Below are 20,668 nucleotides of genomic sequence, written 5' to 3'. Positions count from 1 at the left end.
GACGGGCAATCATTAGCGGAAGGGCGGATACGAATCCCGTTGCAGCGCTCAAGCCATCCGACGTTGTGACGCTCCCCCCTACCCGCCACAACCGAGCGCTGAAGGCTGATGAACTTAGACACTTGCTGGTTGCGGCGGCGGTCACAGGAACTCCGCTCACACGCTTAGCGATGCTTCTGCTGTTGCTTACCTCAGTGCGTACTGCCGAGTTGCGAGGCTCGACGTGGAAGGAGATTGACCTCGAATCAGCAATATGGACAATTCCTGGCGAGCGGATGAAAATGCGACATCCGCATGTTGTCCCACTCAGCACGCAAGCAATCGAGATTTTGAAAGAAGTTCGCGAGATTACCCGAGCTAAGAGCGTCGACGACTACTTGTTTCCGAACGTCAGAGACAGCTCGCGTCCCATGGCGTCTACGACAATCAATGCGGTGCTGATCCGTGCTGGATTCAATCACGAGCGACTGTTCAGGGCACACGGCGCCCGGGGTACATTCAGCACGTGGGCGTACGAACAGGGGTTCACTCCATTGGCAGTCGAACGCCAACTCGCCCATGTCGAGACGAACCGGGTGAGTCGAGCGTATAACAAAGCCGAGTTTTTGCCTGAGAGGCAGAGAATGATGCAGGACTGGGGTGACTATCTTCAAGACATTGGCAGTTGATTTTTCAAATCCTTGCTAGTCTAGATGTCCCGAGGGACTCCTTAACGCCTCTTGTCGAATCCCACTCAATTGACAACAACCCGCCGCAAACCCAATGCTGGGCCTAATTCGGGTCCCATAGCGGCCGCCGATACCGTCAGCGATACCGGCATTCCCGCCCGGCACTCAACGGCCTTGACAAATTACTGCTCATAGAAGGTGGGCCGCATCGGAAAATCAGCTCCGCCTGCTTAACAAAGATCGTCTAAACCATGCATTTCCAGATCACTTCGGAAGTTGATCCGTCTGCGATACCGTCAGGTCACAGCTGCCTAACTGAGCCGACCGGCGGCTGATCGGTGCGGATTCAACCGGTCGACGCAACACAATCGACGTTGCGTAAGCAGCGGGAGTGTTGCAGATGAAGTACAGAACCCGGACCTTTTATAGCGAAAGCGAGAAAGCGTTAATGTGGGAGCTCTGGCAGAAAGGCGAGTCGCTTCAGCATATTGCGCAACTGTTCGATCGGAATCACTCGTCGGTGCAGGGAATCCTGGCGCAGACAGGTGGAATACGGCCGGCACTACGACGTCGTTCCAGACTGGCGTTGACGTTGGCCGAGCGCGAGGAGATTTCACGCTCACTGGTAGCCGGGGACTCGATCCGTTCGGTGGCCAGCAGGCTTGGACGGGCACCGTCAACCATCAGCAGGGAAATCCGGCGAAATAGCGGATCTCCAGGCTATCGGGCAAACCACGCCGATGCGCTTGCCTGGGATCGTGCCCGTCGCCCGAAGGAATGCAAGCTCGTCAGGAATCGGGAGCTCGCCCGCGTCGTGGCGGATAAACTCCAGTTGCAGTGGTCGCCCGAACAGATTGCCGGCTGGCTCAAGCACTCTTACGCGGTCAACAAGGACTATCAGGTGTCGCACGAGACGATCTACCGGAGCCTTTATATACAGGCCCGCGGTGCGCTAAAAAAGGAATTGCTGGAGCATTTGCGACGAACGCGAGCAATGCGTCGTTCACGTCATCACACCATGAAGACGGACGACCACGGCAGAATCTGCGACACCGTATCGATCAGCGAACGCCCCGCGACAGCTGAAGACCGTGGCCTGGGAGTCGTCTCCGACACCCAGGCCGGACATCCGTGCTTATTGCATATGCTGGCCGCCATTAATGGGGATGTTCGCGCCAGTCACGAAGCCCGCGTCGTCCGAGCACATGAACAGGATCAGCGCGGCAACTTCGTCCGGATTGCCAAGACGGCCGATCGGGATCTGCGGCAGGATCTTCGTGTCAAGAATCTCCTGCGGAATGGCGGTGACCATCTTCGTCGCGAGATAGCCCGGCGAAATCGTGTTCACCGTCACGCCCTTGCGAGCGACTTCCAGTGCGAGCGACTTCGTGAAACCGTGCAGGCCGGCCTTCGCCGCCGCATAGTTGGTCTGGCCCACGGCGCCCTTGGAGCCGTTCACCGACGAAATATTGATGATGCGGCCCCAGCCATGCTCGACCATCCCCTCGCACAGCGGCTTCGAGATATTGAAGACCGAATCCAAATTGGTGCGCAGGACCGCATCCCGATTGACCTTGTCCATCTTCTTGAAGGTCATGTCCCGCGTAATGCCGGCATTGTTGACCAGAATGTCGACGGGACCGACTTCGTTCTTGATCTTCTGCGCACCGCGCTGGCACGAATCGTAGTCGGCCACGTCGATGGAATAGGCGTGGAAAGCGCGTCCCGTCTCCCTCATTCTGGCCAGCCAGTCCTCTGCGCCTGCGTTATCCGGCGAGTGTGTGACGACGACCGTATGGCCTGCGTCGTACAGCCGTACGCTGATGGCCTCACCGAGACCGCCCATTCCGCCCGTTACCAATGCAATTCGCTTAGTCATCCTTTATACCTGCGAGTAAACCGCATATAAAAAAAATCGGCGCGACCAGCCAACGAGAGCAGTCGCATCCGTCACCGCCACGCTTCAATGCCTCTGGTTGATCCGGAAACCTTGCACACGTCGGCCAAACCCGGCACCTTCCTGCTGGCGCCTGAAAACGTATGCCTGACTCGCGGCTCGCGAATCATCGCAAACGTCTGCAGCTCCGGGCAAGGCGCGCTTCGATCACGTTAGGTTCGCGCGAGCGCGAGCGCCACACCCTTGCCGCCGCCGATGCACAGCGAAGCCACGCTGCTCTCTGCATCGATCCAGTGTCTCTGGATCACGCAATTTTCTTTCGGGGTTGGCGCAAACGGTTCACCCGAATCCCGGGAACCGCTCTCGCATCTTCTTCACGCCCAAGGCACGACGATATCTCGCGTACTACATGCGCCAACCGTCTCTCCGTGGGAACTATCACGCGCCTGTCGCGCTTTGCCTATGATCGAAACAGACAGAAAATCTGTCCGGGAACGTTGCGGTGCCCACGCATTCAATCGAGGTAACGTACACGCCCCGGGGGATGTGGTTCATATAGCGACCTACGAATCGGTGAGAGTGGCGGGCTGACCAATTCGGGGGCCCGATCTCGTCGAGATGATGGTTGAGCGAGGGTTGTCGCTCGCTCACACGACGATCCTGCGTTGAGTTCGGCGCAATCCGCTCGAGTTCGCGACGGCCTGTTGAAGGGAGCTGAATACGCCACGCAATACAACCTTGGGCACGAGTGCCATGTACCATGTATTCCGACAGCCTCGCGACACAGCGTTTGATTTCGTCCGCATCGAGAGGCGATACGCGGCCAATCTGGGTATTGCTCTACAACCACTACGTAGCGCTTAAGAAGCTCAAGGCACGGAGCGTTGCCGCATATGCGCAGCGTGTGCGCCCGGAAGGCGGCGGCGGCGATTGTGGTTCGGCCAGCGGTGGCTTCGACCAACTTGGGTATGGCACGTTGACGTACACCCTCAAGTAACTGATCCGCTTGGTTTCCAGACCAGATCTAGCGCCGGATTTCCGGCGTTTGCCCCGCTTGGTTCCTTGCCTTCACTCAATAGACCATTTATACGGGACTTCCACATAAGCACGCGAATTTTCTCAACGCTTGAGCGAGGGCTGCGTCGCAATAAGCCACTGCGGTAAAATCGGTGTCTCGACACCGATGACGAACACGATGGGCGATACAAGGAAAACGCCACGCAAGGCGCTCCCTGACGGCGTGGGCAAGGTACTGAAGCGGTTGCACTACCCACTGGACGTGATCCTGCTTTGCGTGCGCTGGTATGTGGCGTACTCGTTGAGCTTGCGCAACCTCGAGGAAATGATGGCCGAGCGGGGTTTCGATGTCGATCATTCGAGCGTGCACCGCTGGCTCATCAAGCTCGTGCCGTTGTTCGAAAAGGCGTTCCGACGACACAAGCGACCAGTGGGCAGAAGCTGGAGGATGGACGAGACCTACGTCAAGGTCAAAGGCCACTGGAAACACCTGTACCGCGCCGTCGACAAGCAAGGAAACACAGTCGATTTCCTGCTGCGCGCCCATCGTGACAAGGCTGCCGCGCGCCGCTACTTCGAGAAGGCGATCGACCAGAATGGTGAGCCCAAAACTATTACCGTGGACAAGAGCGGTGCCAATCTGGCCGCGCTCGAAACGCTTAACGCCACACGGCCGACGCCGATTAAGATCCGCCAGAACAAGTACCTGAACAACGTCGTCGCGCAGGATCACCGTGCGATCAAGCGCATCATCAAGCCGATGATGGTTTTAAGAATTTCAGGTGCGCTCGCATCATCCTCGCCGGCATCGAAATCATGCACATGATCCACAAGGGGCAGTTGGAAGAAAAAGATATCTCCCGACGCGCCGCAGAGCAGTTCTATTCGCTGATCATATAAGCAGTACTATTCATTGCGAAACTCTTGCCGCCTCGCTCCTCTTATCGCGACACAACCGCCGCGCGAGTACCGCTAGCCCTTCGGAATATTCCGTCGCGCCGACAGTATCCTGTCCGAGATGTAACCTTTCGCCAGAACGGCGTCCGGCCATGCGCGCTCCGTTTCCTTTTTCCCAGCGGTGAAGTAATCCCATAAATGCGCGCCGCAAGCGCATTGCGGCATCGCGACGAAATGGGAGCAGGTAACGAAGCCCTTCTTGGCAAGGGCGCGCCCCCGGAGCGCCCTTGCGCTGTTCGCGCTGTCCGGCTGCTACTGAGTCGGCTACCCGTACGGATACTATCCGGCCGTTCCTACTGGCGCTACTCAACGCGACGTCCCTGCCCAAGGTTACGGTTACCCCAACGGCGCAGACGCACAGAACATCCCGCCAGGGTCGCCCGGCGAACCACCACACGTATTCCCCGCGCCCCGGTACGTCGCGCCCGCATACTACCCAGCTTACTATCCCGCGTACCCGTGGTACGGTTGGGCCGACTGGTGGTGGCCGTCAGTGTCGTTCAGCTTCGGGGATTGGAGCGGTGGGCATGATCATTAAGCCGCCGGGGCTATGGTCGGTACCGGAACTGCGCGACCTTGCAGTCGTACTAGCCGAAGACCAGCTTACGCAGCAATCCGTGCGATGCGGTAATGCAACCGATTAGCCGACGGGCGATGTCGGCGAAATCCCGCAGCGGCTGGAATAAGCCCACAGCGCTGCACCGTCATGCGGCGATTTCGCCATAAATTCCAGCAACGGCCGAACGGTGAATCCCGAAGGTCCCGCCGCGCGTGACCTGCGACTCCTGATGGCCACTTCGAAGTGCATTACAACCTTGAGCGCGCGGGCGACGAGGCGCGTCAATGCCGCTGAAACTAGCGCTCTTATTTGCGGTCGCGTGTGCCCTGCGTGGCGGTGCAGCTAAACTTCAATCTGCCCACCGTGGAACTGGACAGGGTGCGACGCTCGGCTCGCGTATTGCTGACGCAATTGCAGTGGACCGTTTCTGATTTGATGACGCTGGCGTGCTATCGCTCTGATATGGAAGGCGACCGGAACGAACCGCTCACGCTCAATTGGTCTGCGCACGTCGACCAGGTAAGAAGTCAACTTCCAAGCCAGGGGTTGGCGAGGGTTCCGCTGACGGGGGGGCTGCCGCAACAATGCCCGCCCAAACAGCGGAGACAGTGCGCAGAGGAAGCACCTTTAGCGTGAAGCTCATGAGCCAGACGCTCGCTACTGGCACGACATGCCTGGCGAAAAGCGGGTTTTGCACTAGATCCGTCGGCTCACCGTGGAGCGTTAGATTGCGAAGTGCATGGACCCGCCACGCGTACAGCGGACGCCGCCCTCTGGACGAAAACGCAGCGGTCCGTCCCGATTTAAGCGGAAGAGTATGTCTTTTAACGAGTAGCTTTTGTATTGGATGTCAGTTACTTTGAAATGAACTTGTTGCACTGCCGGTGAATCGAGGTGATTTCGGACTGTGTGTGCGGATTCAGAAGGACTGCCTTCAAGTCGGACTCCGCTCGTCCGCTTCCGAACAAATCAATTTGGTACCCTGCCTCTACTGCATCGCCAAAATCAACCACATCACCCTCCGCCCTTGTAAAGACTATGGTTTTCATTACACCGTCGGTCTGGGGGTTTGCCGTGTTCGTGCCGGGGCAAAGTCTTCGACTAAACTGACCACCTAGCAATTCCCCCAACATGGTGTACCGAGTACGTCCATTTGGCTTGAGGGTATCGCGGTCGCAACCACAAAAAGTACCCTGCGAATCAAAAAAAGCGTATTCGAGAGTGAGCGTTAATGGCGTGGGATTAAGGAAAACGAACTCTGTGTTATCAGTCACTATCGGAGGTGGCGGGCTATTGAAGTCCGTAAAGCTGTCATTGAGCTTCCAATGCCCTACCAGATAAGGGCCGGAGTCTGCTGCTGTTGCCAATCCTCCATAAACTAATGTCATCACCAGTCCAATTACGACTGACAGCTTTTTCATTTCAACCTCCGCGTCTCCGAAGTACGCAACGAGACCGTTGTCTTTTAACAAGACAAAGGCTTTCCGGGTTTGATGGAGCCATTACAGAAATTCATAAAGACTTGGTCGCGTCGAATTACACCGAGGCCGGTTACGCGCCTGAACTCCTGCACTGTCCTTGGCCAAAAAACTGTTTGAGCCGGTTTTGCAGGCGCGCGACTTTCGCGAAGGTTCACTTTAGCCCTTATCTTAGGCAACCACGAGACGCTTTTCAAGGTTACAGGCCGGTCCGCTTTCTGCAGAGTCTCTTAGCCCGGAGGCGTTTCGTCACCGTGTCGGCCACCGCCGCCCACTAGCGCTTCCGACGACGCCAACTTCAATAAGCAAATGACGACCAACTCCTATGACTTGTCATGTGAACGTTTGATGTCAAATGCCCCGAAGCTGAAAGACTAGCCGAATGTCGGGCATTGGCGACCCTTGCCAGTTGCGTTTGCATGGTCGACGCAATCTCTGCCACCTTACGCTCGTGCGTCCAGACCTTCTCCGCCGAGGGCAGTGCCAGTGCGTTTTGAAGGTCAGTCACGTCCTGTCCATCCTTTTTCGTCAGCCCGTCTTGCGTGCCTGGTACCAATCGGCAAACGTCGTTAAAATCAATCCGGTCTCGCGGATGCAACACAAACTCTTCTGTGTCGGACTGCGCCACTCCCGCGCGCAGCGAACCATCAGGCTTCGGCCTGTCGACTCGTGGAGGCAAGACATGGCGCAACATGTGTGTGATCTCTGCGGAGTGCGTCCCGCCAGCGTTCTCGTCGCCGTTATCCAGGACGGTCGACGCAGGCAGATCACCGGGTCCGGGATCGAACGACGGCATGGCCTTCGCCTTCGACGCGCCATCCGGGCCGAGATCGCTTTCGTAGACCTGCCCCGCGTGACTGACCATGAAGCTCTTAACGTTTGCGACTATCAATACTCGCAACTGAGTCGCCATCAGCGGCAGTTATCGGTGCGCCATTCGTGACCTCTTTTGCCGTCTTCGCACGCTCAACCCGGAGGATTGCCGGTAGCGACACGCTATTCTTCGCGGCCGTCACTTCAGCAAGAATCGATATCGCGATTTCGGGAGGCGTGCGACTGCCGATATAGATCCCGGCCGGACCACGTAACCGTGCAAGCTGTGCGTCGCTCAGATCGAACTCTTTGAGCCGCTCTCGCCGCGCAGCATTATTGCGCCGCGAGCCAAGCGCGCCCACGTAAAACGCGGGTGTCTTCAGCGCTTCCATCAGCGCAAGATCATCGAGCTTTGGATCGTGCGTGAGTGTAATCACTGCACTCCGTTCGTCGAGTTTCATATCCAGGACCGTATCGTCGGGCATCGTGCGCACGAGCCGCGTGCCGGGCACATCCCATGTGTGCACATACTCCTCGCGCGGGTCGCACACCACCACCTGATAATCGAGTCCTATAGCGACCTGGCATAAGTAGCGCGATAGCTGTCCCGCGCCAATAACGAGCATACGGTAGCGGGGCCCGTGAATCGTCGTCAGATGCGTCTCGTTGAAGTCCACACCGGCTGTCGTGCTCGCTGGCCCAAGTGTGACTGCGCCCGTTGTCATGTCCAGCGTGCGCGCCACCAGTTCGCCTCGACTGAGCGCTTCGTGCAGGGCCTGAATACCGCTTTGCCGCGTAATCGGCTCAAGCACGAGTTGCATCGTGCCTCCGCAAGGCAACCCGAAACGATGCGCCTCCTCCGCGCTGATGCCATATTCGACCACTTCCGGTGTCCTTTGCGAGACGCCGAACCGACGCACCTGGTCGATGAGGTCATCTTCGATGCAGCCACCCGAAATGGAGCCCACCACTTGACCGTCATCGCGCAGGACAAGCATCGCCCCCTCAGGGCGCGGCGACGACCCCCATGTCTTCACCACCGTCACGAGCAGCATGCGGTGGCCTGCATCGAGCCAGCGCATCGTCGCTTCCAGAACCTCGAAATCGACACTGTTCATGCTCGTGTGCCTACTGACCGTCGAACGGCTTTTTGACCGTCAGTTTGTTGGTCACGGACGTCACGCCAGAAACGCCTTGTGCGATCTCCGTCGCCTCGCCGATTTGGGAGGCATCCGTCACCGTCCCGTCGAGCGTCACCGCGCCACGCTTCACGACCACGCTGATGTTGCCGGCGTTGATCTCCTTGTGCCGCGCGATCGCCGCGTAGACCTTACGGCGCAGCGCAAAATTATCCTTCCAGTTGCTCTTCGCGGTCATGCCGCCGGAAGCTTCGGTCGCGGTGCCTTTCGATACGCTGCGCGCTTCGCTCTCGCTGGCCTGCGCCCAGACGTGAATGGATGCTGATCCGATCAGTAACCCGACAGCGATCCTTAGTGCCCTGCTTGTTTTCATTGAATGCTCCAGTTCGGCCGTGGTGGGATCAGAAGTTGTGGCGGATACCGATCATCGCCGCGGTGCTCGAGTTGCCCTCGGGAACCGGCGCGCCATAGGTGATCGTCTGGCTCATCTTGCCCCGGTTATTAACATGGCCGACCTGCACGTAGGCGAGGGTTGTCTTGGACAAGCTGTATTCGGCACCCACCGCGTACAAATCCGATTGATTGGATGAAACGTTGCGATCCTTCAGGTAATAGAAGCCCGAGGTGACCTTGAGAAAAGGAGTGAACTGGTAGCCGAGCCCCCCGGAAATCATCTCGAAGTCGTCTTGACCACTGTTCGCCGGATTCCTGGCAATGCTGTATGACGTCGACACTGACAGGTCGTGGAACGTGTACATCGCGCCGAAATAGTAGAAGCGGTTGTTATTGAGTCCCGTGGATGGCGCCGTGATGATCGCGCCGGTGGGCGTCGTCGTGAACGGATTGGTGTCGTGGCCGTTATAGTAGACAGCCGAGAGGTTCAGACCGTAGTTCGAATACTGGAGCACCGCCGATTCGCGCGTGCCGCCCTGGAATTGGCCCGGGACGCCCCCCGGCGCATACTCGAGCCCAAGCGATACGCCGTAGAACTTCGGCGACTGATAGACAATCGCGTTGGAGTCGTACAACGCACCGAACGGCCCGTTCGTGCTGGTGCCCTGCCACCCCGCAGCCTGGCCCAGGCCGAGCCACGCGGTGAAGATACTGCCAAAGTATTCGAAGTTTCGTACGTCGGTATCCGCCATCGCGTAGATCATCGGCGTGATCTGGCGACCCGCGTTGATCGAGCCGAAAGGACCGGAGACGCCCAACGTCGCCTGCTGGTTGAAAATGGTGGTGGAGCCGGGCGTGTCGCCCAGCGCGAACTTCCCATTGGTGCTGGTGAATGCCCCCTGGAGCCTGAAGTTGACCTTGTAGCCGCCCCCGATGTCTTCAGTGCCCTTCATACCCCAGAAGCTCGGGAAGACGCCCGCGTCCTTGAGTTCGTAGACGTGGCCGAGATTCAATTTCGACTGCAAGTTGGGCGCATTCTTGCTTTGATACAGTAGTCCAGTATCGATGGCGCCATACAGCGTCACCGACGATTGCGCGTGTGCCACGGGCGCCCATGCAACGAACGTGGATGCGACGATCACCTTCAATTTCATTTTGTCTCCGATGTCGTATTTTTCTGCCGCAGGGGTCCGGCATAGTCACCGCAGGGGTTGCGGTGCGAGCAGATCGTCGATCGACGATCATGCACATTCGCGAATCGGCGGCCGCGAGATCTGTTCAGAAGCGAGTTACGGAGGCCCGCGTCGTCTTTTCAGCCTGTTTCGGGTCCAAAGAAAATGGCGACCAGTCCGATTCCAAATGCCGTGGCGATAGCGATACCGACGGTCCGAAAGCCCAACGTTGCGGACGCAGACGACACGAACAACGGACCGAGTGCGGTGAATAGACGTGCCACGTTCCATGTGAATCCTTGCCCCGTGGCGCGAACATGGAGCGGAAACAGTTCCGTCAGGTACAGCGCGACGATCCCGAATCCTCCAAGCGCGAAGAAGCCGAATCCAAACATGGCGAAACGAAATGTCGCGAGTGTTTTCGCTGCACTGAAGAGTGCAATCATTGAAATCCAGGCGCCTGCGCAAAACGCCGCATAGACTGCCCGCCTGGAAATGCGCGGCACCAGACTGACCAAAACCAACGTCGACATAAAACCGAGTACCGCCCCAGCGTTATTCGCCATGAAGGCAATACCCGTCTGTCGCGTGAATTCCGCATTGCCGGCGGACGGAAAGAAATCCCTCAGCAACGTGGGAAAGAGTATGGATGCCCCCCAACTGCCGATCATCATTGCCGCGGCAACGAGAGAGCCCGCTACTGTGCGACCACGTAACGGAGCGCCGAATATCTCCGATATCGAACCGAATTTCGGACCTGTGCGACGGATCGCGTCCGCATGCGAGTGCTTCCAGCGCGCCGATTCCGGCGTAACCAGTCGCAGTCCAAGGCTCGCAACTGCCGGCACCGCACCCACGCCAAGCACCCAGCGCCAGCCAGCCCAGGACAGAACGATCGCGAGCGCTGAGGCAACGATCAGTCCGACTACATTGGCAGCCTGCATGACCAGGACAGCCTTTGCCCGATGCCTTTCCGGCCAGGTCTCGACGACCAGCGCCGCTCCGGCGGCCCATTCCCCCCCGATCCCGAAACCCGCCAGCATCTGGAGCAAAAGCAACTGATGCCAATCCTGCGCGAACGCGCTCGCCGCCGTGAATACCGAGTAGATCAGCATCGTGCAGAACATCACGCGAGTTCGACCAATCCGATCGGCCAGAACACCGAACAGAATGCCGCCGACGCCCCAGCAAAGCAGTTTCGCGCCGACGATCAGGCTCCCGATCTGCACGGCATTACCTTGCGACGACCCCAGCAGGTCGCTAAGGGCCGGCACCATGACCATCGTGAACAGGTAGAGATCCATCGCATCGAACATCCACCCCACGAAGGCCGAACCCAGCACGACCCAGGCTGCCCTGCCCACCACCGACCTACCGGCTTCCCTCGCGCCGTCTGACGACTCCAACAGAGTCGAGTTCGTTCCCATCGGTTTATCTCCTCCTACGTACAACTAATAGATACTGATTCTTGATATCCTGACCAACCTGAAATAATCAGCAAATACGAAGATGGCTATAATGATTGCGGCCTGCCAAACCACTGCTTGCACTTCGCGACCATCGTTCTCCACAGCAACGCAAGCACCGAAATCTCATTCGTTGAACCAGCAGCGTTGTCGAAGCGGCATCTCGCCGGGCCGGACTCACTGACTCCGGCCGGCGAAGAAGCAGACCCTTCTGTGTCGACCGGCCGTGCCTCCGTCATAGCCGAACGATCCGTAAGTTCCTTCTGCAACCTTGCAGCGAATTGACGCACCATCTGTTCCGAAACGGCATTGATGATTCCGACCCCGCGCCCATACTGAGCAACCTGACCGGCCATCTGTACGTCGGTGCGAACGTCGACCTGGGTGCCTGCCGCGTCGCCAAGCGGAGAAAGAGAAAACGTCGTCGCCGTAGTGGCCGATCCCCGGTTTCTGGTCTCCTGCCATGTGGCTGCGACAGTCGCTGTATAGGTGTCTGCCGAAGGTGCGCTCAACGTGACCGTGCCGGCGAATTCCATCGCGATCGGACCCAGCTTGACGCGAATGATTCCGTTATACGAATCTTTTCCGAGCGTGCCCGTCAGCGTCGCACCTGGGAAGCAGGACACGACGAGCGGCACGTCGAGTAGTGCCTTCCAGGCGCTCTCGATAGCCGAGTCGACCGAAAAGCGATTTACGATTTCCATACCGCCTCATCCTCATCCGTGTATTTTTCAAACAGAACCAACAGCGCCTCAGCGTAGGCGTCGGGAGTATCGACGCATGCGAGGTGCCCGGCGGCGGGCAACGTTTGTTCCTCCGCCCCCTGGATGCCTTGCGTCAACTTCGCGGATATGGCTGTGGGTACGCTTGCGTCGAGTGCGGCGTTCAGCACAAGCGTCGGAACTTCGATATCGTGCAAAAAAACTGATATGTCATCCGTGCAAACGGCGCGCGAGATTTCCAGGTAGTCCGTTTGAGACATCGATGCGATCTGCTGGGCAAGCCTTTCTCGCTTCGCGTACGCCGTGTTCCGGTGCAGGGTCTGCTCCGCGTACATGCGAGCAAAGAGGTGCATAGGGAGCTTCTTCAACATCCCTTCCGCTGCGGCCAGTCGCTTTTCCACCGCTGGTCCGGAAACGCCTGCGTAAGCGCTCGACAAGACCATGACGGCAACGCGTTGACGCAACTTCGCGGCAACACGTACCGCGGTGAGTCCCCCCATCGAGATGGCCACCAAGCCGAAGCGGTTGAGACCAACGGCATCCGCCACGGCGACAACGTCGTTCGCGACGTCGTCTGCATTCCACGCGCTGTGCTTCGTCGAGTCACCATGACCTCTGGCGTCGATTGCGACGACTCGATGTTTCGCCGCCAATGCAGGCAGAATGTCGTCCCACAGCGCGCTCGATGTGCCGAGACTGTGCAGCAGAACGACAGCGGGTCCCGTGCCGACGTCGATATAGGCAATCCGTTCTCCGGCAACGGTCAGAAACCGCTTCTCATGTGCCGGCACGAATGGCGCCGGCGCCTCGAGGCGCGCCGCGATCGAATCCGCCAACACATCGGCGGCCAGTGCGGCACGCTTTGACGCAGGCACCTCGCCCGACTCGCGCAGGAACGTCTTGATTCCGTGTAATGCCTGAGGAGCCCGGCTGTTCATGAAGGCGATGAAATCGCCCAACGCTTTGTCCAATTCCGACGGCGCGACAATTTCACCGATGAGCCCGAATTGCAGGGCGGTCGTCGCATCGATTGGACGCCCGGTAAGAACCAGACGCGAAATCGCCTTGACATGGATGCGCTCGAAGAGCGCCGACATCAGCAGCGCCGGAGCGAACTGCTTGTCCAGTTCATCGGCCTCGAACTGGCTCCGCGCGTCGGCGACTGCGTAGTCGCTCGCCGCGACGAGCGCGCAACCCAGACCCGAAGCGAGACCCCTGACAAAGCAGGCGACCGGTACCGCAGTCGAACGAATTGCCTCGTAAAGAGCGAGAATCGGTGCCGCGCCGCGTGCCTTGATGGCCGGGCGCGGGTCTTCTGTTGGAGGGAGCGCCGGCGGCGGTGACGCAGCCCGCCCCGCGCAGAAATTCTCGCCCACTCCGGATAAAACGATGGCGACGGTGCCTTCCGGAGGATCGCCGATCACGCGCGTTAGCTCTCGCATCATCGCGTCATCCACCTCGTTCATGCCGTCGGCGCTGTTGAGGGCGATATACAAAACATTGCCCTTCATCTTCAGCAGAAGATTTTCGTCCATTTCAACTCCCGATTTATCGCGACTTCACGCCGGGTGACGGCATGCCTGGTACGAACTGCTGGACGACCCCCTGGTTCTGAAGGGTCCTCAGTTCGTCAGGATCAAGGCCAAGGTACTGACCGAGCACGACGTTGGTGTGCTCGCCCAGATGAGGCGGGTAACCAGGATCGGCATGCCCTGGGATATCGAACTTGATCGGATTCCCGGGCACGCGGACCTGAGATCCCGCTTGACTGCGAAGCTCGACGAGCATGTCTCGATGCGCAACCTGAGGCGCATTCAGCGCTTTATCGAGCGTCTTGACCAAGGCGGCTGGAATGGAAGCGGAATTCAGGCACTCGAGCCAACTCTGCGCCGGTTCGGCACGGAAGCGCGCCTCCAGTATTTCCCATAGCGCGGCCTTGTTCGCGAGCCGTTCAGCGGGACCCTTGAATCGCGGGTCGTTGACGATCTGCGGCAAGCCGACGGCCTTGCACAGGTCCATCCACATACGTTCCGTGTTGGCGGTCACGACCAATGAGACGCCGTCGCCGCATTCGAACGCACGGTAGGTCGGTATCGAATCGTGGCCTCGCCCCTGCGGCTCCGGCACTTCGCCCGACATCAGATAGTAGGCACCCTGATAGCAAAGCATGGCGACCTGCGCGTCGAGCATCGCCACATCGACGAACCGCCCTTGCCCGGAAGTCTGGCGCTCGACCAGCGCGGCCAGAATGCCCATCACGCCATACATGCCGGCCGCCAGGTCCCCGATCGGAATGCCGGCGCGAACGGGCGCCCTGCCGGGCTCCCCGGTCAGGCTCATGCCGCCCGACATTGCCTGCACGATCATGTCGTAAGCGGGCAGATCCCGGTCCGGTCCGGTCTGTCCGAAACCGCTGATGCTGCAGTAGATGAGCCGCGGATTGCACGCGCGAAGCTCGGCCTCACCGAGTCCGAGCCGTGTCATCACACCCGGACGATTGTTTTCGACAAGTACATCCGTATGTGCCACCAACTCCCGAACGAGTTCGGCTCCCCTTTCGGTCTTGAGGTCGATGACGACGCTCTTCTTGTTGCGGTTGACCGCGAGATAGTAGGCGCTGTCTCCCTCGACGAAATAGGGGGGCACGCCGCGCGCGAGCTCGCCGCCCGGCGGCTCGATTTTGATGATCTCAGCGCCGAGGTCGCCGAGAATCTGCGTTCCGAAGGGGCCCGACAGGAACTGAGTGAGGTCCAAAACTCTCACACCGCTCAGCGGACCAGTTTTTACGGAGTCCATATCGTTATCCATCAAGTTCTCTATTTCAGGTGTATCGGGCGTCTGCGTTGCTGTATGCGGCGGCGGCATCCAGACGCTCAAAGATCATTTCAGGCAACACGGGGGTTTCGTCAAAACGAATCGACCATCGGCTCAGCGCATCCTCAATGGCACTGACGATCGCCGCGGACGCGGGGATGGTCCCGCTCTCCCCTGCGCCTTTGACGCCAAGCGGGTTATTCGGCGAAGGGGAAACAAGATGCGCCATCTCGATGCGGGATGGCGTGTCGAGTGCCGTAGGCAACAGGAACTCGGCGAAATTCGTCGCAAGCGGCTGTGCATTTTCGTCATAGCCGTGCCGCTCGAGCAGCGTATTTCCGATTCCATGGGAGATGGCGCCAATCACTTGCCCCTCGACGAGCATCGGATTGATCACCGTCCCGCAATCGTGCGCAACGCCATAGCGCAAGACCTTCACGTAGCCTGTGCCGATATCCACCTCGACTTCCGCGAACGCTGTTCCGTTGGCGTAGACGCTGGCTTTCGGGGAGAAATAATGCGTGACGGTCATGCCCGCATCCAGTCCGTCAGGCAGCGTGAACCCAGGTATCCCATACGACATTCGAGCGATTTGCCCGAGCGGCAACGCCTTTTCTGGCTGGCCTCGCACGCGTGCGGCGCCACGCACGATCTCGATCTGATCCAGAGGGACACGAAGGGCGTGTGCGGCGAGCCCCCTGATTTTTCCGGCGAGCTTGCCGCATGCGATGTGAATGGCATTGCCGGCGTTGACGGTGATCCGGCTCGCAAATGTCCCGATGCCCATGGCGAGCCTGCGCGTATCGCCGACGACTACCGTAATGGCATCCATCTCGACACCGAGCTGATCGGCAGCGATCTGGGCAAAGATCGTTTTCATTCCTTGCCCTTGCGCGCCGGCACCACCGACGTCCAGGTGTATGCGTCCGTCGTTTTGCAACGTGACTTCGGCCCCTTCATAAGGGCCGAGGCCGCAACCCTCGACATAGTTGGCAAAGCCAATCCCGAGGTACCGTTGCTGCGCGTGCGCCTCCTCCTGATGAGCGCGAAACGCGTCCAGACCGGCAAGCTCGACTGCCTTTTCCTGAGTCTGCGGATAGTCGCCGGAGTCATACACCATCGGCGAACCGTCGCGGAATATCAGTCCAGTTTTGTACGGCAGCTGCTCCGGCTGTACGAAATTGCGGCGTCGAATTTCCAGACGGGCGACGCCGAGATGGTCGGCTGCCGCATCGAGCATCCGCTCCATCGCGAATACCGCTTTTGGTCGCCCCGCGCCGCGCACCGGCGTGGTGGGTACCATGTTCGTGCACGCCACTTTCAGCTTCACGTCGAATGCCGGGACGACGTACGGACCCAGCGACGAGGTCACCGCGATGATCGGCACGACAATGCCCCAAGGCACGTACGCACCGTTATCGTGGACTACGGAGCCGCGCACGCCGAGGATCTTTCCGTCGTGGTCGAGCGCCATCTCGAGATTCCACAATTGATCGCGCTCCTGGGTAATGCACAGGAAGTGCTCACGCCGATCTTCGGTCCACTTGACCGGCACACCCAGCTTGAGTGCCGCCGAGGCCACGACCAACTCTTCCGGATAGGCGATGCCCTTGGGACCGAAAGCCCCCCCGACATCCGGCATGATCACCCGGATTTTCGCTTCGTCGTAGCCGAGCGCTTGCGCGAGAAGACGTCTCTCGAGGTGCGGTGCCTGGCCCGAATTCCAGACGGTCAACTCGCCGGTACTGCCATCTAGCCGCACGAGGGTTACGCGGCACTCCATCGGGTGCGCAGTCCCGCGATGATGGAATATCTCGCGCTTGACCACGTGCGCGGCGCGCGCGAAGGCCGAGTCGACATCGCCGAAAGCAAACGGCATGTCGAGGAGGAGGTTGGTCGGAACGTCGCTGTGAGCCCGTGGCGCATTCGGATCGAATATCTTCCTGATGTCGCTGGCGACCGGCAGTACCTCGTAGTCGATCTGCACCAGGTTGGCGGCGTCTTCGGCGATGTACCGGCTTTCTGCAAGGACAACGGCAATCGCCTCGCCGACGTAGCACACCTCGTCCGAGGCCAGCGGCGACCACATGCGCGGCTCCGTCAGCATGTGAGTCGGTGCCAGGACCGGCAATGGCTGCCGATGTGCTTCATCCAGATCAGCGAATGTCCAGACATGCCGTACGCCCGGTACGGCCTTTGCTGCTTGCGTATCGACGTGCTTGATGCGGGCGTGCGCGTGAGACGATCGCACGAAACAGCAATGCAATGTTCCGGGAAGGTGGATATCGTCGACGAATTGCCCCTCGCCTTTGAGTAGCGCGGGGTCTTCGGTGCGTTTGACGGGTTTGCCGACATAGCGCGCACCCACGGTCGAATCCGAGGGGGAATCGCTTTCTTCCGAGTGTGCGGTAACCAGTCCGAAAACGGGATCGGGCTCACCGCGCATTCGGGCGGCCGCGAGCAGCGCCGCTTCGACTATGGCCTGGTAGCCCGTGCAGCGGCAGATGTTCCCACTGATTGCATCGCGAACTTCGGCACCGGACGGGTCGGGGCTGGCTCGCAGAAACTCCGTTAGCGTGGTCAACATGCCTGGGGTGCAGTATCCGCACTGCAATGCATGGCGATCCTGAAACGCCTGCTGCAGGACACCGAGCGAGCCGTCGCCATTCGCGAGTCCCTCGATGGTTGTGATTTTCCTCCCGTCGATCTGGCCGCAAAGCTGAAGGCAGGAGCGCATGGAACGTCCGTCCACCAGTACCGTGCACGCTCCGCAAACGCCATGCTCGCAGCCGTAGTGCGTGCCTGTCTTGCCAAGCTGGTGACGAAGAAAATCGCCGAGCGTCACTCTGGGGTCGATGTCGCAGGTCATTGCCTGTCCGTTCAGTTCGAAGGCAATCTTTTTTTGCTCAACGAGTTCGATTCTCTGATCCATGATCCCCTCAGCTTGCGTTCAATGCACGAGCGAACGCGCGCCCAAGCGCACGCTCGGTCACGGTCCACGCGAGACGTTTCCGATATGCGGCACTGGCGCTCGTGTCACTAAGAGCGTCAATCCAGCTTGCTCTGCTGGCTGCTGCTTTCGCCAGACGGGCGCTGGGCTGCTGTCCCCGGAGGACGTCGTCAAGCTGCAGACGGCAAGGTTTGCTGCCCATCCCGCACAGGACCGCATCAGCGCGCCTGATCGCGTGATTTACGTCGACCGACACCATGGCCGCCGCGCCGACGATTGCAAAGTCCCCATGTCTGCGCGCGAATTCCTCGAACGCATATCCGTGCGGCTCGTTCCAGATGCGAAGGCGAATCTGCGTCACCATTTCGTCCGGCTCGATTGAAGTAGTCATGAAACCGCACGCGAATTCATTAAATGGAATGCGCCGCTCTCCACGAGGTCCTACGGCGACGATCGTCCCATTGAAGATTTCGGCAAGTGTGGGCTGCTCCGAGGCCGGATCGAGATTGCAAACGCTTCCGACAAAAGTGCCCCGATTGCGCGTCTGAATATGGCCGACCAATCGATAGGCCTCCACCATCAGTGGTGCGTATTGCTGAATCAAAGGAGATTGCTCGATATCCCGCTGGCGAACCAATGCGCCGATGCAGACCTCATCGCCTTCCAACGTTATCCCGTCGAGGCCAGGTATCGCGTTCACGTCGACCAGGTGGTCCACATACGCGTAGCGCATGGCCAGCATCGGCATCAGCGTCTGTCCGCCAGCGACGATGCGTGCGTTGCCCAGCGTGGAAAGTAACTCAACGGCACGCGCCACGCTTTCCGGTCGGTGCCAGGTAAAGGGTGCTGACTTCATTTCTCACCTTCCAAGAATGTGTATCGCGCACGCACCGTGATCGAAGCCGTAAGTGCCTCCACCGGTGATGTGCGCCAGTCCGACTCGTGGACCGCGCGGCCTGTCTTGCCCGACCTGCCGTGCGCCGCAGCGTCCTTGCAACTGGCGTGTTATTTCGACAATCTGCGCGATCCCTGACGCTCCGAGCGGATGGCCCCTGCAGAGCAGGCCGCCGGACGGGTTGAACGGAATCCGTCCGCTTAGCGCCGTTTGACCACCTCTGATCAAACCCACCCCCTCTCCGTGGGCGGCAAAACCCAGTGCTTCGTAGTACAGCAGTTCAGCGATGGTGAAGGCATCGTGACACTCGACGAGATCGATGTCGGAAGGGCCGATGCCGCAGGATTCATAGGTTTCGGTCGCGCAACGCACCGTGACTTCGGGCGTCGTCATGTCCCGCGCCCCCTGCATATAACGGCCCGAAGTGAGATGAGAGGCGAGAATCCTTACGGCGCCTTGCTGTTTCGCTTCGGCGAGGTTGGAGCCGGCAAGCACTACTGCCGCTGCGCCGTCGCCGAGCGGGCAGCACTGATGCGAAGTCAGCGGCGAGGCCACCGGTCGGCTGCCGAGCACTTCCTCCACCGAGACGGTGCTGCGGATCTGTGCGTAGGGGTTGAGCGCGCCATTCGCCCTGGCCTTGACGGCGATCTGCGCGAGATCGCCGGGTGATAAATTGAATTCATGCATGTATCGCTGTGCGCGCATGGCGTACAGCGCCGGCATCGTCAATCCGTTCGCCGACTCGACATCCTCATCGCCGAGGTCAAGTGGCCCGCCGCCGAGACGAGTCAGCTGCTCCGCGCCAACGACGACTGCACAATCCACCGCACCCGCGGCAATCGCGAGGTAGGCTTGCCGGAATGCGCTCGCCGACGACGAGCAGGCGTTTTCGAAATTCGCCGCTTCGATGCCGGTCAGCCCCGTCTCCCGTCCGATACGTTGGGCAGCCAACGTACCACCGGATACCGTACCGCAATAAATAGCGCCGACGCGTCGTCGATCGATTCCGGCTTCATCAAGTGCTTCGATGACCGCCGGCGCGGCGAGTTGGGAGAGGCTCACTTCCGGGAAACGCCCAAAACGGATCATGCCCGTGCCAACGACGCTCACGCCCCTCGAACCGTTCGTCAAGCTCATGAATCCACCTGCTGGGAAACTTCGCCGGGTGCGGTAAAGAAATAGATGAATTGGCTCGCTTGCCTGTTTGCCGGTTGCACTCGCAATTCGAGCTGCTGCCCCGTCTGTACCGCGCCAACCGGCATTTCGATGCGCCCGAAGACCCGCAGACCATCGCTCAGGTCCACATACCCGACGGTGTAGGGCGTGTCGACGCCTCTTGGTCCCATATGCACCACGCTGTGGCCGTAGAGGGTGCCGATCGCCGGCAACGGCGACGCAACGAAGTCACGACCGCCGCATTGTGGGCACACGGTGAGTACCGGATAGATCGGCGTTTCGCAATCGGAGCACTTCGCCCCGAGTAATGACCAGCCCTTCCTGCCTCTTACAACTGAGGCTGTCCCTAATCGTCTGAAGCCATTCACGCTGACTCTCATTCCTGATCGCCTCCATGGTGTAGTGTGTAATACACTATACTCATAAACTGCAGCCAGAAAGGTAGGGAAAACCCGGTGCCCGCGGTTGCCTTCAGAGAGAATCGAGGTGCCGCCTGCTGGTCGGGAACGCCGTCGCTATATGCTCTTACCGTTGCATCGGCACCCGGTCAGT

The 20,668-nt window shown here is 59.5% G+C and carries 17 protein-coding genes and 2 pseudogenes; 4 read left to right on the top strand and 15 right to left on the bottom strand.

Features of this window, described 5'->3' with window-relative positions:
* Positions 1 to 65: 65 nt before the first annotated feature.
* Together AB3X86_RS11445 and AB3X86_RS11440 are read left to right on the top strand one after the other, a co-directional pair.
* Positions 66 to 668: a tyrosine-type recombinase/integrase gene (locus AB3X86_RS11445; RefSeq protein WP_368596059.1), complete on the top strand. Its 603-nt coding sequence runs from the start codon at positions 66 to 68 to the stop codon at positions 666 to 668.
* 400 nt (positions 669 to 1,068) lie between these two features.
* Positions 1,069 to 1,767 (top strand): annotated as a pseudogene (locus tag AB3X86_RS11440) (IS30 family transposase); the annotation flags it as partial.
* Positions 1,768 to 1,803: 36 nt separating this feature from the next.
* On the opposite strand, the gene phbB reads toward AB3X86_RS11440, so the two are convergent.
* Complete coding sequence (phbB, locus tag AB3X86_RS11435; protein ID WP_368596058.1) at positions 1,804 to 2,547, bottom strand: acetoacetyl-CoA reductase; 744 nt, start codon at positions 2,545 to 2,547, stop codon at positions 1,804 to 1,806.
* 778 nt (positions 2,548 to 3,325) lie between these two features.
* Here phbB and AB3X86_RS11430 point away from each other — a divergent pair.
* Positions 3,326 to 3,562 carry a hypothetical protein gene (locus AB3X86_RS11430; RefSeq protein ID WP_368596057.1) on the top strand — a complete coding sequence of 79 codons (237 nt, stop codon included), beginning with the start codon at positions 3,326 to 3,328 and terminating at the stop codon, positions 3,560 to 3,562.
* Between the two features lie 198 nt (positions 3,563 to 3,760).
* Positions 3,761 to 4,482, top strand: a protein-coding gene (locus tag AB3X86_RS11425; protein ID WP_368596314.1) for an IS6 family transposase whose coding sequence is annotated in 2 segments (ribosomal slippage) — positions 3,761 to 4,346 and positions 4,346 to 4,482 — 723 coding nt in all. Because the reading frame shifts where the segments join, the coding sequence is not laid out codon by codon here.
* A gap of 1,470 nt (positions 4,483 to 5,952) precedes the next feature.
* On the opposite strand, the gene AB3X86_RS11420 is transcribed toward AB3X86_RS11425, so the two are convergent.
* The 14 genes and pseudogenes from AB3X86_RS11420 to AB3X86_RS11355 all read right to left on the bottom strand — a co-directional run bounded on the left by AB3X86_RS11420 (position 5,953) and on the right by AB3X86_RS11355 (position 20,496).
* Positions 5,953 to 6,519 (bottom strand): hypothetical protein, encoded by a 567-nt coding sequence (locus AB3X86_RS11420; protein ID WP_368596056.1) that lies wholly within the window; start codon positions 6,517 to 6,519, stop codon positions 5,953 to 5,955.
* 355 nt (positions 6,520 to 6,874) lie between these two features.
* Positions 6,875 to 7,372, bottom strand: coding sequence for a phasin family protein (locus tag AB3X86_RS11415; protein WP_368596313.1), 498 nt, complete (start codon positions 7,370 to 7,372; stop codon positions 6,875 to 6,877).
* Positions 7,346 to 7,453, bottom strand: a pseudogene (locus AB3X86_RS11410) (DUF2950 family protein); the annotation flags it as partial. The gene AB3X86_RS11415 and the pseudogene AB3X86_RS11410, both read right to left, overlap by 27 nt.
* Complete coding sequence (locus tag AB3X86_RS11405; protein WP_368596055.1) at positions 7,449 to 8,507, bottom strand: XdhC family protein; 1,059 nt, start codon at positions 8,505 to 8,507, stop codon at positions 7,449 to 7,451. The pseudogene AB3X86_RS11410 and the gene AB3X86_RS11405, both read right to left, overlap by 5 nt.
* Before the next feature lie 10 nt (positions 8,508 to 8,517).
* Positions 8,518 to 8,901 carry a BON domain-containing protein gene (locus tag AB3X86_RS11400; protein WP_368596054.1) on the bottom strand — a complete coding sequence of 128 codons (384 nt, stop codon included), beginning with the start codon at positions 8,899 to 8,901 and terminating at the stop codon, positions 8,518 to 8,520.
* A 28-nt stretch (positions 8,902 to 8,929) separates the two neighbouring features.
* The gene (locus AB3X86_RS11395; RefSeq protein WP_368596053.1) at positions 8,930 to 10,075 is read right to left on the bottom strand and encodes a porin; all 1,146 of its coding nucleotides are present in this window, start codon (positions 10,073 to 10,075) and stop codon (positions 8,930 to 8,932) included.
* 158 nt (positions 10,076 to 10,233) lie between these two features.
* Positions 10,234 to 11,520: an MFS transporter gene (locus AB3X86_RS11390; RefSeq protein ID WP_368596052.1), complete on the bottom strand. Its 1,287-nt coding sequence runs from the start codon at positions 11,518 to 11,520 to the stop codon at positions 10,234 to 10,236.
* Between the two features lie 86 nt (positions 11,521 to 11,606).
* A complete protein-coding gene (locus AB3X86_RS11385; protein ID WP_368596051.1) occupies positions 11,607 to 12,263 on the bottom strand; it encodes an SRPBCC family protein in 657 nt (218 codons plus the stop codon).
* Positions 12,251 to 13,816, bottom strand: coding sequence for an alpha/beta fold hydrolase (locus AB3X86_RS11380; protein ID WP_368596050.1), 1,566 nt, complete (start codon positions 13,814 to 13,816; stop codon positions 12,251 to 12,253). The genes AB3X86_RS11385 and AB3X86_RS11380 overlap by 13 nt, the downstream gene beginning before the upstream one ends.
* 13 nt (positions 13,817 to 13,829) lie before the next feature.
* On the bottom strand, positions 13,830 to 15,089 hold the full coding sequence (locus AB3X86_RS11375) for a CaiB/BaiF CoA transferase family protein (protein ID WP_368596049.1): 1,260 nt from the start codon (positions 15,087 to 15,089) through the stop codon (positions 13,830 to 13,832).
* A 13-nt stretch (positions 15,090 to 15,102) separates the two neighbouring features.
* On the bottom strand, positions 15,103 to 18,027 hold the full coding sequence (locus AB3X86_RS11370; protein WP_368596048.1) for a molybdopterin cofactor-binding domain-containing protein: 2,925 nt from the start codon (positions 18,025 to 18,027) through the stop codon (positions 15,103 to 15,105).
* Between the two features lie 7 nt (positions 18,028 to 18,034).
* Positions 18,035 to 18,901, bottom strand: a complete 867-nt coding sequence (locus tag AB3X86_RS11365; RefSeq protein WP_368596047.1) for a xanthine dehydrogenase family protein subunit M — start codon at positions 18,899 to 18,901, stop codon at positions 18,035 to 18,037.
* A gap of 3 nt (positions 18,902 to 18,904) precedes the next feature.
* The gene (locus tag AB3X86_RS11360) at positions 18,905 to 20,077 is read right to left on the bottom strand and encodes a thiolase family protein (RefSeq protein ID WP_368596046.1); all 1,173 of its coding nucleotides are present in this window, start codon (positions 20,075 to 20,077) and stop codon (positions 18,905 to 18,907) included.
* Entirely contained in the window at positions 20,074 to 20,496 is a 423-nt protein-coding gene (locus tag AB3X86_RS11355) for a Zn-ribbon domain-containing OB-fold protein (RefSeq protein ID WP_368596045.1), read from the bottom strand. Before AB3X86_RS11355 ends, AB3X86_RS11360 begins: the two co-directional genes overlap by 4 nt.
* Positions 20,497 to 20,668: the final 172 nt, after the last annotated feature.

This window comes from Paraburkholderia sp. BR14374 (assembly GCF_040948685.1).
Taxonomy (GTDB): Bacteria; Pseudomonadota; Gammaproteobacteria; order Burkholderiales; family Burkholderiaceae; genus Paraburkholderia; species Paraburkholderia youngii.
Note: the sequence above shows the minus strand (reverse complement) of the source record. Positions and strands in the feature narration are given on the sequence as shown.